Below are 13,126 nucleotides of genomic sequence, written 5' to 3'. Positions count from 1 at the left end.
TTCAAGATATTTTACGCATTTCGATATGGAACGGAGAAACGATGGCTCTTTCACTCAGCTTCACGAAGCTCCACGTTCAGGATGCAGCGTCTGCCGAGCGCTTCTACGCGGCCGCCCTCGGACTGAAGACGGTCGCCCGCATCGAGGAATTCGAAGGTGAGCATGCCATGTTGGAAGTCATCATGACCGTTCTCCCGAGCAGGGCGCCCGCCGCCAATCTGATTCTGGTCAGCTACCCGAACCGCCCCCGTCCCGCACCTGGCGAAGCGGTCACCGGCTTCATGGTCACGGACCTCGAAGCCGCCCTGGAGCGGTCGGTGGCCGCAGGTGCCACTATCGAAACGCCGGTTACCGAAGTGCCCGAACACGGCCTGCGCCTGGCCTTCATCCTCGACCCGCAGGGACACCGGGTTGAACTGCTTCAGCGGACAGCTGCCTGATCCTCAGGTCATGTCGAGCACGGCGCGGGTGACTTCTCCTGCCTTGAGGGCGGCGACCGCCTCGTGGATGCGTTCGAGCGGCCAGACGCCACTGATCTGGTCTGCAAGATTGAGCCGCCCGTCGAGAGCCTGGGCGATCAGTTCGGGATAGTCGCTCTCGGGAACGGCGCCGCCGTTCATGGTGGCGACGATTTCCCCGCCGATCACGAAACGATCGAGAGAAAGCGACACCGCGGCGCCGGGCCGGGCCATGCCGATCAGGACGGTACGCCCGCCCCGTTTCACGCAACTAAGGGCCGTCTCGATGGCACTCACCGCGCCGCTGCATTCCAGAGCGACATCAATTGGGCCGTGAGCCTCCTTCAGGATGGCAGCAGCTGCGCTGCTTTCGATGCCCGGAGCGGCAAGCACGAATTTGGCGGCGCCGAACAGTCGCGCCGCCGCTTCCTTGGCCGGGTTCGCGTCGATCGCGATCACCCGCGCACCGGCACCGCAGGCGCCCTGAATGGCATTGACGCCTATACCGCCCACGCCGAACACGGCAACGGTATCTGCGGGTCCGACTTTTCCCAGCCGCCGCGCTGCGCAAACACCAGTCGAAACTGCGCAGCCGATCAGCGCCGCCTGCGAAGCGGGAAGATCGCCCGCAGCGAAAACCTGGGAAGCCTTGACCACGATTTCCTGGGCGAAGGAGGAGACATTGGCGAACGAGGCTATCGGCGCTCCAGCCAGTGTGAACGGATGGGCTGGTACGAACCCCCAGTTCGTATCGCAGTTGTGCGGTTGCCCCCGCAGGCATTCCCGGCAGGTGCCGCAAGGCGCCTGCGTTCCCACGGCAACCCGGTCCCCTACCGACCAACCTTCGACATCGCTGCCCAGCCGCGCGATTTCGCCGGCTGCTTCGTGTCCGAGAATCACGGGGGCCCGGGGAAGCGCAGTCATCATCGAGAGATCGGTATGGCAGATGCCCGAACGTTGGACCCGCACGAGCACTTCGTCAGGCCATGGGTCCCGCACGTCTACATCGCCGCACACTGTGAGCGCACTGCCGTCCCAAATTGCCGCCTTCACGCTCCAGTGATCCCGCCAAGCTCAGCTTTCACCAATTATTCCTCTGCAAACCATGGCGATGAACGAAGCTCTAGCCCTCACTGGCGTTATGAGGCAAAGATGACATTACGCAAAATAAAAATCAGGAGAGGGACGGATGCCTGTCGCCGTTGCAAGAGAATCGAACTCTGGAAGCTTGAGGCTTTCCGCGCCGGGCCGGATCGGTTCGCTGACCCTGAAGAACCGCATCTTCGTCACTGCCATGGGCGTCAGCCTTGCCAATGAGGACGGAACCGTCAGCCAGCGGCTGATTGACTATCATATCGCCCAAGCGCGCGGCGGCGCGGGAATGATCGTCATGGGCGTGACGGGCGTCGCCTGGCCGGTCGGCGCCGTGCAGCCGAACCAAACCGCAATCTCGCATGACCGCTTCCTGCCTGGCCTGACCGCGCTGGTCGAGGCGGTGCATGCACAAGGCAGCCGGATCGCCGCGCAGCTTCATCATGGCGGCCTGGTGGCAAGCTACTCTGCGAACTTGGGTGAAGCCGTGTGGGGGCCGTCGATGCCCGCTCCCTTCCATGGCGATTTCCCGGACTATTTCCTTCCCGAAGAGATGACTGCCTTCGCTGGCGGGGCTGTTCCCGAAGTGAAGATCATGACGCTGGACGATATCGACTTGGCTGTAGAGCAATTTGCTGCCGCTGCCCGACGCGCGGTCGCAGCAGGATTCGACGGCCTGGAGATCCACGGCGGTCACGGCTACTTGCTATCCTCCTTCGTCTCGCCGGCCAGCAATACGCGCGCAGATGCCTACGGCGGCGATCTGCCTGGACGAGCTCGGCTTTTACTCGAGGTCGTTGGCCGGGTACGGGCAGCGGTAGGCCCTGATTTCCCTGTTTGGGTGAAGATCGACTCGCGCGAAATGGGCAAGGCCGGCATCACGCTGAATGACGCCGTGGAACTTGCGCCGATGGTCGAGGCTGCCGGCGCCGATGCGATCACTGTCACGGCCTATCACGACGTCGGGCAAGGCAAGCTTCACTCTGCATCCAACATTCCGCACGAGCCCGCCGCGCATCTTGCCGCCGCAGCAGCCATCCGGGCCGCAGTTGGCGTGCCGGTGATCGCCTCGGGCCGCGTGGAGCTTGAGCGCGGCGAGCAGGGCCTGAACAAAGGCGAATTCGACTTCCTGGCGATGGGCCGCAAGCTGCTTGCCGACCCCGAGCTGCCGATGAAGCTGGAACAGGGCCGGGTCCATGAGATTCGGCCGTGCATCTACTGCTATACTTGCGTGTCCACCGCCTATTTGCGCGAGCAGGTGCGCTGCGCGGTACGCCCGGAGACTGGCTACGAGGATCTCGACTGGGCGCCAGCCGTGGTTCCGCAGCGAGTGGTGGTCGTCGGCGGAGGGCCCGGCGGCATGGAAGCCGCGCGCCGGCTGTCCCAGGCCGGATCCCAGGTCACGCTGATCGAGAAGTCGGGCCGGCTGGGCGGCACGTTACGCTTCGCCGCCCTGGCCTACGAGCCCAACGAGCGCCTGCTGGACTGGCTTCGCGGCGAAATCGAACGATCGGACGTCGAGGTTCGGCTGGGAACAGAGGCTACCTGCGAACTCGTCGCTAGGCTGCGTCCGGACAAAGTAATCGTGGCAAGGGGTGCAGTCCGTGACATGCCGCCCATACCAGGTAACGATCAGGACTTCGTCCTGTCGGGAGACGATCTGCGCGGCATGATGTTGGGCGAAGATAGCGCTGAGATCCGCCGCAAAACTAGCTGGGCCACCCGCATCGCGACCAAGCTGGGTGCGGCGACGGGTGCCACCGCCAATCTCGAACTGGTGCGCAAGGCGACGCATGGATGGATGCCGCTGGGCAAGCGCATCGTCATCATCGGCGGGGAACTGGTCGGCTGCGAACTCGCGGAATTTCTCCTCGAACGCGGGCGCGAAGTGACGATCGTCGGCGAAGCGCCGCGCTTCGGGGGCGGCCTGCTGCTCGTGCGCCGCATGCGGCTCCTGGCGGAACTGCGTGAACATGGCTCGGCCATGTTCCCGGGCGCGACGCAGATCGCGATCGGGGCGAAAAACGTCCGATTCGCCGACGGTGAGGGCGTAGACCGAACAGTGGAAGCGGACCATGTCGTCGTGGCCATGGGCGCCCACGGCGATTCTACCTTGGCCGATACCCTGCGGGTGGCGGGACTGGATGTCGTCGAGTTTGGCGACGGAACCGGGGTCACTTATATCGAGGGGGCCATTCGCGGCGCCGCCGAAGCCGTCGCCGCGATGGGCCGCCGCGCTCAGAAGTGATAAGCGGGTGTCAGGCGGCGGCCTTGCGTCCCGCCTGACGCCCGAAGAACGTGCAGTCGGCCAAGCTCAGGCCCGAGCTATAGCCATGGCCCCAAGCCGGCAGGCCCGAAGTGCAGCGACCGGCGGCGAAGAGGCCGGGAACCGGCGTGCCGGCGCGGTTCAGCACTTCGCCCTGCGCGGAGGTCCGAAGGCCGCCCAGCGTGAAAAAACTGAAATAACTGGACTCAAAATTCAGCTCCAGCGCGACGAAAGGGCCCTGATCGAGCGGCGTGAGCATCGGTGGCCGCTTATGGAATAGGGGATCGCGGCCCTGCCGGGCATGCTCGTTGTAGAACGCCATCGTGGCGCCGAGCGTTCGCGGCACCATGTCGAGTTCCGCCTCCACTTCTTCCCAGGTTTCCCCGGTGGCGGCGATGGCGATCCGGGCAATGTCCAGCGGTTGATCGAAGTGAGCGATATCGAGCAGCAGGAAGACCCGGTCTCCCATCTGGTCCACCGCGCAGCGGCTGACTCGGCCGTGGTAGCAGTCCTCGTTGATGAAGCGCTGTCCGGCCTGGTTGACGAACACACCGAAGGCTTGCGGCTCCGGCATGGTCCAGGGGCACGTCGTGAAGAACTGCTCCATGTGGATGGCATCACCCCCTGCGCCCATTCCCATCTCGATGCCGGCACCATCGTCCTGATCGCCTATCGGGCAGCTGATCTTGAACGTTTCAGGGCAATAGCGTTGGCGCATGCTCTCGTTGAAGGCGAAGCCGCCGGTGCAGAGCACGACGCCTTGCCGCGCGCGCACGAAGCGATCGCGGTTGGCCATGCGCACCACCACGCCCACGATCCTCCCGGTCCCGTCTTGCACGAGCGCCACTGCACGCGCGTCGGTGACGACATTCACCCCAGCTTCGCGCGCACGGGCTTCGAGAATATCCACCAGCGGCCGCCCGCCGCCCCAGCCGCTGTGCGCGATCACGTGCCCGCGCGGGGCCGGCACGGCAATATCGCAGAACGGCCAGGCGGCCTCGCTGCCGGACCAGATCAGCGTGGAATCGTCGACCGGCTCGATGTGCTTACCCGGCAGGTAGTTGCCGCGATAGGGAACGCCCTGGGACTTGAGCCAGCCGTAGTGCTCCAGGGCCTCCCGGGCATAGAGATCGCACTTCGTCTCGTCCGCGAAGGCACCTCCGGCGGCTTTCAGATAGGCCGCGAAGTCCTCGATCGTATCGGTGAAGCCGGCCGCACGCTGCGCGTCGGTTCCGCCCCCGACATAGATTTCCCCGCCCGATAACGCCGAGGCGCCTCCGCTTCCCGAAGCCCGCTCGAAAAGCGTGACTTGTGCACCCGCGCGTGCTGCCTCTATCGCCGCGCAGGCACCCGCGGCGCCGAAACCGACTACGGCGATGTCGGTTTCCATATCCCATTGCCCCACCTTTTCGGCGGGGAACGGGCGATGCAGTGATACCTCGGACATCCTCTTCCTTTCGATCCGGCTTGCGCGATGCAACCGCGCAGCCTGTTTCTTCATTCGTTAGCGTGATGAAGACCCGTGCCATCGGGCACCGGTAGCCACCGCGTCAGACCAGCGGTCGCTGCGCAGACTGCGCCAGAAAAAACCAGCGTCGCCGCCGGCCCCATCTCTTCCGCGACGACGCCCCAGACCCAGCTTCCCAAGGCCACGCCTCCGACGATGGCGGCCTGGTAAGCGGCAAGCGTTCGGCCGGCGATCCAATGCGGGACTGCGCTTTGCACACCGATGTTGAGGACAGTCACCATGACGACCCAGGCTGCGCCCAGCAGGAAGAGTGTCGCGCCGGTGACGAAAACCGATCCACTGGATCCGATCACGGCGTAGCATATCCCGGTGGCAACAGTGCATCCGCCGACGAGCCGTCCGCTGCGAAAGCGCACGCGAAGGCGTGCCACTAAGGCGGCTCCGATAAGCGAGCCCAAGCCGATCAGCCCGAGAAGTATGCCGTACAGATCTGCGCCCCCCGCCAGCTGACGGCGGGCAACCAGCGGCAATAGACCCGAGAGCGATCCGCCGGCCATTCCGATCGCCAAGGCCCTCGCCACGAGCGCGCGGACCGGTGCGGTTTTGGCGACATAAGCGATCCCGGACAGAATCGCCGCCCCCACGGATATCGCCGGCTCCTCTCGCTTCTCCGGCGCGGGTTGCCAGCAAAGGAACACGGCGGCAGCGGAAAGGTAAAGCGCCAGTGCTGCGGCGAAGGAGGCACTTGCGCCGCCCACGGCCACGATAACCCCGCCAATGGCAGGCCCTATGCTGCGGGTCACATTGTAGCCGATGCCGTTCAACGCGATGGCCTGAGCAACTGCCTGATCGGGGACCTGTCTTCGCACCGAAACCTGCCAGGCAGGCGCGAACAAAGCGGCTCCGCTTCCGGCCAGGAAGCAGCCCAGCAGCAAACTTGCCGAGTTAACCGAAGCCGTGCCGACCGAAGCTGCCAAGAGCGCCGCGCCGCAGCCTCCGACGCCAAGAGCAACCAGAGCCACGCGGCGCGTATCGTAGACATCGGCGATGGCACCGGCGGTCATGCCAAAGAGCATGACGGGGATCATCATCGCCGTCTGGACCGCCGCAACGAGCCGCGGCGAGGCCGTAATTCCGCTCATCAGCCAAGCGGCACCCACCCCGAGGATCAGCAGGGCTCCATTGCCGCAGAAACTCGCGAGCCAGATGGCTCGAAACTGCGGAGAGGAAAGCGGCTGCGGGGCCGGGGCGCAAGCGCTTTCGGGGCGCACTCAGAGTTCCATGTTGGGGTAGTCGGTGTAGCCGTTGCGGTCATCGCCGGCACCCGAGTAGAAGGTGGCGCGAGAGGCCTTCGCCAGGGGGACTCCCTTGCGAAAGCGCTCAACAAGGTCAGGGTTGGCTATGAAGGCGTAGCCGAACGACACGGCCGCTGCCCTGCCCTGCGCCAGCAGGTCTCGGGCGGACTCGAGCGTCATTCCGCCATTCTCGATCACTGGACCGCTCCAGTGCTCATGGACGAGGTCGAGCGCGTCCTGACCTTCGAGCGGGATATGGATGAGATGGACATAGCCCAGACCCAGGTCATCCACCGCCTTAAGCAGTGCCGCATAAGTCTCGTGCGGATCCACATCGGCCATGCCGTTGAAAGCGACGCCGGGGCAGATCCTGAATCCTACGCGGCCCGCCCCTATGGCATCCGCCAAGGCCTGCAAGGTCTCCACTACGAAGCGGATGCGGTTTTCCGCGGAGCCCCCGTAGCGATCAGTGCGCCGGTTGCTGTTACTCGACAGAAACTGCATCGGCAGATAACCACTGGCGCAGTGCAGTTCCACGCCGTCCATGCCCGCCGCAACGGCATTGCGAGCCGCCGCCGCATATTCGGCAATGACGCCGGCGATCTCTTCGGTCGCCAAAGCACGGGGCATTGCCGTGGCCGTGAGTGAACCGTCAGGTCCGGGTATCGGATCCGGGCATGCAATGGCGGAAGGCGCAACCGTTTCGGCACTGCGGTCCTTGTTGGCCGCCACAGCCGCACGGCCGACATGCATGAGTTGCATGACGATCTTCCCGCCCTGCGCATGCACAGCCTCGGCAACCTTGCGCCAGCCTTCCACCTGCGCTGCGCTATGGATGCCCGGCGTGCGCCAGTACCCCTTCCCGGTTGGAGAAGGCTGTGTTCCTTCGGTGACGATCAGGCCGGCTCCCGCCCGCTGACTATAGTACTGCGCCATCACTTCTGTGGGTACGTCGCCAGGGCCCGCGCGGTCCCTTGTCATCGGTGCCATGACGATCCGGTTCGCCAACTGGATATCGCCCAGCTCCACCGGGTCGAAGATGTCGGCCTGGATTGTAGCAGCCTCGCCCATTGTCAACTCCTTACCCGCGGTTTTGGAAGCGGGGCACCGCGCCTCATCGTCTCAATGAACTTGTTCAGAGGCGCGGGCGGTTCCACTGGCCCGTCATGGGGCCGCCCTTCGCGCGCCCAGTAGCTCTTCCAGCTTGGGAACAACTCGTGGAAACTGCCGTGGTAGGGCGCTTCGCCCGGCCAGCGCATCTTGCGATCCCCGATCGGCGGCCGGTTGAGATCCGTCGCATACCAGTAGAGCGGTAGCCGCCGCCGGAAGAACCATCGGCCCGCTATGCGCTCGTACTGGTCGAAATACATCATCTGCATAATGACCCACTCGGCGCCCGCTTCGTGCTCGTTTTTCGAGTAGACCACGCCTTGGGCATGGTCGGCATCGTCGAACTCGATGATATGGCCGCCGACATGGTGGGAGGTCCCATCAAACTGCCGCGAATGCGTCTCGTCGAACCAGTCTCGCAGCGCCTTGCGCCCAGTGCGCCCGCCGCCGACCCGCACGCCTTCGGGAAACAGGTTCACCCAGGCATCCGAGTCGCGCATGTCGAGTGCGAGCGCATATTTCGCGGGCAGTTGGCGAATGGCATCGAGCGATTCCAGCCGGTCGATCCGCGCCGACAGATCCTGTTCCGCCATCCTGCTTCCTTTCCCTGTTGTCGCGGGCGAACCATTTCATCGCGCTTTTTTTCGTGATACCACTTACGCAATTCAAGACAATATCATAACTTGAATACGTCTTTGCGTACTTCGCGCTCGTAGAAAGGGAATGAGGATCGCATGCCAAGCAGAATGAGCAGCCGCGCCGCCACCCTTCCCGCAAGCGAAGCCCGCTGATGCGCGCTGCAGTTTTCCGGGGTGCAGGCTCGCCGCTTTCGATCGAGACCGTTCCCGACCCCGAGCCGCATTCCGGCCGGATCGTTCTGGCGGTCGAACGGTCCGGGATCTGCGGATCCGACCTGCACATGGCGCAGAGCGCTCATACCCCCCAGGGTCTGATCCTGGGGCATGAGTTCGCCGGCTCCATTGTGGCGATGGGTAGCGATGTGGCCGGCGGCTGGAAGCAGGGAGACCGAGTAACTGCGCTTCCCCTCAATGCCTGCAACAGCTGCACGACATGTGAGCGGGGACTGTTCGCGCTATGCTCGCAGAACCTCTTCACAGGCACGTCCCTGTTGGCGCAGGGCGCTTATGCCGAGTTCGTGAGCGTCAGGCCGGACATGCTGCAACACCTTCCGGCGAATGTCGGATTCGACGAAGGCGCCATGGTGGAGCCGCTTGCTGTCGGGCATCATGTCGTCTCAATGGCGGCCTTGCCACATCACACCTCCGTCCTAGTCCCCGGCTGCGGGCCTATCGGGATTGCCGTCGTTCTGTTCGCGTTGCGGGCGGGTGCGCGCCATGTCGTCGTCAGTGAGCGCTCGGCGGAGCGCCGCGCGCTAGCCATGGCGATCGGCGCCAGCGCGGCAATCGACCCTGAAGCCGTGGACGTGGCGCAGGCTTTCGCCGCCAAGAGCCTAGGCACCCGCCCGCACGTCGTCTTCGAATGCGTGGGTGTGCCCGGCATGCTGCGGCAGGCAATCGACCTAGTCGATGTGCGCGGGCAGGTGATTGTCGCGGGTGTCGTGCTACAGGAGGAGACCTTCCTACCCCTCGCCGCGCTTGGGAAGGAAGTGACGATCCGCTACAGTCAGGCCTATACCGAAGCGGATTTTGAAGCGGTGATCGGCGCGCTGGCCCGGGGCGAGATCGAAGCAAAGCCGATCCACACCTCGACAGTGGATTTGAACGAGTTACCGGCTGCCTTTGCCGCGCTCGCGAAGCAGCCGAACCAGTGCAAGGTCCTGATCCGGCCCTGAGCGCGGATCTATAAAGACAGTACGTAGCAGAGACAGGAGAGATGACGTGGCAACCGCAACTCTGACCGCCCAGACCAACGGCGCGCGGTCGATGGGACATATGGCTCTTCACTACAAGAACCCCGAGGAAGGACCGCTCGCCGCACGTCTGCTGGCGATGCTGGGCTATGTTCAGACGCAGGATCTTCTCCTGCCTTCGGGCACGCATTTCTACCGCTTCGTCGTCGACCAGCGCCATCATCCGCGCGGCGATGGCATTGTCTATCTCTCGTGCGTGCCAGATGCGCAGCGCGACCTCATGAACGCCATCCACGAAGCGCTTCATGTCGGCACCGACAACGAGCATCCCGCAGTCGGCGCCATGCGCCAGAAGATGGACGAGGACCCGGAATACGCGTTCCACTACGGAACCCTGCTGGAAAGCCTGGAAGACCTAGAGACCGTCTTTCTGGCCCTGGAGGATGCCAACCGCAACGACCCCGAACTCAAGGGACGGCTCAAGCTGGTCTATAATCGGGGCCTGCCGGGAACCGCGGAAGTCGATACCCGGCTCGACGCCTCGCCGATCTACAAGGACGTCACGCGGTTCGCCTATGGTAAGCACGGGGTGCAGGCCTTTCTCGAAACCGACATTCTGTCGAGCGGGATGCTGGGTGAAACCATGATCCTGGAATTCGACTACATATTCCCCGGCTATTCGAACCACGTCCTCTCTGTGGTCGAGTGGGCCTGACCAGCCTGGATAGGCAAGTTCAGCTTTGACCGGGCGGCGTAAGGCCGCCCGCTACCAGGAACCGGATCATGGAAAAGCTGATATACGCCCTCTGGGCGCCGGCAAGCGAAAGCCGCGCCGGGTTCGCAGCGCGGATTCTGAGCGATCTGCCAAGCGCCCTGAAGGCACAAGGGGCGAGCGGCATACGCCTGAACGTAAGGGATGCAGCGGTCGATCCTGCCGCCGATCTGCTTCAGCAGTGGCAGAACCCCCAGCAAGAGGCGGTCGTCCAGTTCTGGCTGCCATCCGCGAACGCGATCTTCCGCAGCGGCGTGGATGCGGTGATCGAGCAAAGCAGCGGCCGTTTCGCGGCATGGCTCGTGGCCGAGTCCACGATCATTCCCAATCGCGATCATATGCCATGCCCGGGGGAACGAACATGGGGATGGTCGCAGGCGAGTTTCATCACGTTTCGAGACGACATGACGCAGGCTGCTGCGGTGGATCACTGGCACAGCCATCACACCCGTATTGCGATCGATACTCAATCCAACTTCGAATATGTCCAGAACATCGTGGTGCGCCCGCTGACAGCGGATGCCCCAGCCTATTCGGCGTTCGTGGAGGAGTGTTTCCCGGCCGAGGCCATGAGCGAGCCTCGCGCCTTCTTCGGCGCCCAAGGCGACGAGGCGTTGTTCGCCCGCAATACGCAGACCATGGCGGATAGCTGCGCCGGCTTCATCGATTTCGCGAAGATCGACATCATTCCGACCAGCCAGTTCGATTTCGCCGATCTCGACGACTGAACGAAGGACCGCTGCTGCATACAGCGCCGCGGCGGTCCTTCAACTCCGCGCGATCAGGGAATGATCTCGCGTCCCTCCCCGAAGATCATGGAGGCTTCCCGGCTGTCGGTTGTCCCGGTGAAGCCCCGCCAGCCCAGCGCTTCGCGGGCCTCGGCAGGCGGAAGGTGGAGGATCGTCTCGAACTTTGCTGCAAAGATCATGTCGGACTGCTGGCCGATCTCGTAGCCGTACTGCAGATTACGCCACAGGGTCGGCCAGGCTCCGGGATAGTGCAGCATCGTGCGTGTCATCCACGGGAACATGATCAGCGTATTGACGGTCATGAGCGCGCCTGCCAGCTCGGCGCCCAGGTGACGGAAGGCATTGCCGGTCACGACGCCGGTGATGAAGTATTCGGCGACCGAACCGAAACCCACTTCCCCCAGGATATGACAGCAATCGTGGGTCTGGCCCATGCGCAGGTTCCAGAAGTCCAGCGTGTTCGCCGGGCGCCAATCGGGATTTTCCAGGATGCGGGAATTGAGTTCTGGCGAAAGGTCGTATTCTTCCATGTGCGCGAAGAGTTGGCGCCCCACAGACCCTTTCGGGTAATCACGCAGATCCTCGCGCGAATAGGTCGAGACAAAGCCCTCGGTCAGCCAGGAATCGAATGCGACATTGGCCTGGCGCTCCCGCGCCACCAGGCGTTCGACTTCCGCCACGTCGGCCACTTCATCCACGGCCTGCATGAGACTGGGAAGGCCGTAGAGCAGCGGATAATCGTGGCCATTGCGGCGCAGGCTCTCGGTCGACATCCATTCCCGCACCCGTGCGTCATTGAGCCAGCGCGACGAACTGATCGGCACGCTGCTTTCGGTGCGCAGCTTGCGGCGGCCGTTGAGATAGAAAACCGGGCTGCCGGTCGTCACGTCGCTTTCGGCGGGAGACACGTTTTCCTGGGTAACTTCCTGCTTCATGTCATGCCACTCCGGCTAGGCTTTGCGAGGGAGTATTCGCGAAATCCAGTCGCTCCAGCATCTGCTGGATCGTCACGGCGCGGTCGAAACCCGGCTCGGCCTGCCGCCCCGTCGCGATCGCCTGGCCCAGTTCGAGATAGAGATTTCCGATGGCGCCAAGCGCCTCGCGCGAAGCGGAAACACCCGGATAGGCTGGGTAGCGATCCTGTTGGGCGGGTATCGCCGCGCAGTCCAGCGAAATGTCAGCCGGGATCGCCTGCAATGCCGCTTCCCCTTGCGCCCCGTGCAGCGCGAGCGCCTCGATCGACGGCAAGCCTGGATCCCGCGTGAAAGGACCAGCACGCCGTCGGAACCTTCGATCTTCCAGGTGCAGCCGAGGCCGGTCATCGACACGCCGGCGAGATCGACATCGAACAACGCACCGTGGTCCAGCACGCCGTGGAACTGCACATGATCGAAAGCGTCCCGCGGTATTGACTGTCCCGTCTCGTCGAACGGCGGCAGGTGCACTGCTCCGCGCATGGCGATCTCCGCGATACCCCCGAAATAATGGTCCAGCGCATCCAGCAGGTGTCCCGCATAGATCGAATGGAGCGTGGTGCCACCCGAACGCAGCGCCATGGCGCGCATGACCGGACCGAACAACCGCGCTTGGAGCGACACACTATAGACCCGGCCCACGAACCCCTCGGCAATCATTCGGGCAGCCTGGAGCATCACCGGCGAGCCGCGCAGATGCAGTCCGATGATCGTTCTGGCCGCGCCGGATGCGGCCAGCGCGGCCAATTCCTCAGCCTGCGCAGCGGTAATCGCCAGCGGCCATTCGCAGTACACATGCTTGCCCGCCTGGAGCGCGGCTTTGGCGATCTCGTAGTGGAACGGCGCTTTCACGCAGATGGCGATCACGTCGATTTCGGAGCGCGCGGAGAGATCTTCGTGCGACGTTGTCCAAATGGGCGCCCCAAAGACCGCCGCAGCCTTTCGGGCGCTCTCCTCCCGGGTGGTGCAGACGCCGTAAAGGGTAAAGCTCGGCAGCCTCTCGATCACGCGGCGATGAACGCCGGAACCCCAGCCGTAATAGGGTTTGCCCCGACTATGCCGACACGAATGGCCATTGGTCTCTCCCAGCCGTTACCAAAACCATACTTTG

General features: G+C 63.9%; 12 protein-coding genes. 5 read left to right on the top strand and 7 right to left on the bottom strand.

The window, feature by feature from the left end; genetic code table 11:
* Positions 1–41 precede the first annotated feature (41 nt).
* Positions 42–440, top strand: a complete 399-nt coding sequence (locus TQ38_RS27165) for a VOC family protein (protein ID WP_043975987.1) — start codon at positions 42–44, stop codon at positions 438–440.
* Positions 441–443: 3 nt separating this feature from the next.
* On the opposite strand, the gene TQ38_RS27160 is transcribed toward TQ38_RS27165, so the two are convergent.
* Positions 444–1,511, bottom strand: coding sequence for an alcohol dehydrogenase catalytic domain-containing protein (locus tag TQ38_RS27160; RefSeq protein ID WP_043975985.1), 1,068 nt, complete (start codon positions 1,509–1,511; stop codon positions 444–446).
* A gap of 136 nt (positions 1,512–1,647) precedes the next feature.
* Here TQ38_RS27160 and TQ38_RS27155 point away from each other — a divergent pair, with 136 nt between their 5' ends.
* Positions 1,648–3,798: an FAD-dependent oxidoreductase gene (locus tag TQ38_RS27155; RefSeq protein WP_043975984.1), complete on the top strand. Its 2,151-nt coding sequence runs from the start codon at positions 1,648–1,650 to the stop codon at positions 3,796–3,798.
* A 10-nt stretch (positions 3,799–3,808) separates the two neighbouring features.
* On the opposite strand, the gene TQ38_RS27150 is transcribed toward TQ38_RS27155, so the two are convergent.
* The 4 genes from TQ38_RS27150 to TQ38_RS27135 are packed head-to-tail and all read right to left on the bottom strand — an operon-like array spanning position 3,809 to position 8,282.
* The gene (locus tag TQ38_RS27150) at positions 3,809–5,263 is read right to left on the bottom strand and encodes an FAD-dependent oxidoreductase (protein ID WP_043975982.1); all 1,455 of its coding nucleotides are present in this window, start codon (positions 5,261–5,263) and stop codon (positions 3,809–3,811) included.
* A gap of 50 nt (positions 5,264–5,313) precedes the next feature.
* Entirely contained in the window at positions 5,314–6,555 is a 1,242-nt protein-coding gene (locus tag TQ38_RS27145) for an MFS transporter (protein ID WP_052505771.1), read from the bottom strand.
* Positions 6,556–7,650: an alkene reductase gene (locus tag TQ38_RS27140; protein ID WP_043975980.1), complete on the bottom strand. Its 1,095-nt coding sequence runs from the start codon at positions 7,648–7,650 to the stop codon at positions 6,556–6,558.
* A gap of 2 nt (positions 7,651–7,652) precedes the next feature.
* Positions 7,653–8,282, bottom strand: a complete 630-nt coding sequence (locus tag TQ38_RS27135) for a nuclear transport factor 2 family protein (RefSeq protein WP_043975978.1) — start codon at positions 8,280–8,282, stop codon at positions 7,653–7,655.
* Between the two features lie 197 nt (positions 8,283–8,479).
* On the opposite strand from TQ38_RS27135, the gene TQ38_RS27130 reads away from it, so the two are divergent.
* The 3 genes from TQ38_RS27130 to TQ38_RS27120 all read left to right on the top strand — a co-directional run bounded on the left by TQ38_RS27130 (position 8,480) and on the right by TQ38_RS27120 (position 11,020).
* Positions 8,480–9,502 carry an alcohol dehydrogenase catalytic domain-containing protein gene (locus TQ38_RS27130; RefSeq protein ID WP_043975977.1) on the top strand — a complete coding sequence of 341 codons (1,023 nt, stop codon included), beginning with the start codon at positions 8,480–8,482 and terminating at the stop codon, positions 9,500–9,502.
* Between the two features lie 46 nt (positions 9,503–9,548).
* The gene (locus tag TQ38_RS27125) at positions 9,549–10,235 is read left to right on the top strand and encodes a hypothetical protein (protein ID WP_043975975.1); all 687 of its coding nucleotides are present in this window, start codon (positions 9,549–9,551) and stop codon (positions 10,233–10,235) included.
* A gap of 68 nt (positions 10,236–10,303) precedes the next feature.
* The gene (locus TQ38_RS27120; RefSeq protein WP_043975973.1) at positions 10,304–11,020 is read left to right on the top strand and encodes an EthD domain-containing protein; all 717 of its coding nucleotides are present in this window, start codon (positions 10,304–10,306) and stop codon (positions 11,018–11,020) included.
* Positions 11,021–11,073: 53 nt separating this feature from the next.
* On the opposite strand, the gene TQ38_RS27115 is transcribed toward TQ38_RS27120, so the two are convergent.
* Both TQ38_RS27115 and TQ38_RS27110 read right to left on the bottom strand, forming a co-directional pair.
* Positions 11,074–11,976, bottom strand: coding sequence for a hypothetical protein (locus TQ38_RS27115; protein WP_052505770.1), 903 nt, complete (start codon positions 11,974–11,976; stop codon positions 11,074–11,076).
* A 72-nt stretch (positions 11,977–12,048) separates the two neighbouring features.
* A complete protein-coding gene (locus TQ38_RS27110; protein WP_043975971.1) occupies positions 12,049–13,023 on the bottom strand; it encodes a Gfo/Idh/MocA family protein in 975 nt (324 codons plus the stop codon).
* Positions 13,024–13,126 lie beyond the last annotated feature (103 nt).

It is taken from the genome of Novosphingobium sp. P6W (genome assembly GCF_000876675.2).
Lineage (GTDB): Bacteria > Pseudomonadota > Alphaproteobacteria > Sphingomonadales > Sphingomonadaceae > Novosphingobium.
Note: the sequence above shows the minus strand (reverse complement) of the source record. Positions and strands in the feature narration are given on the sequence as shown.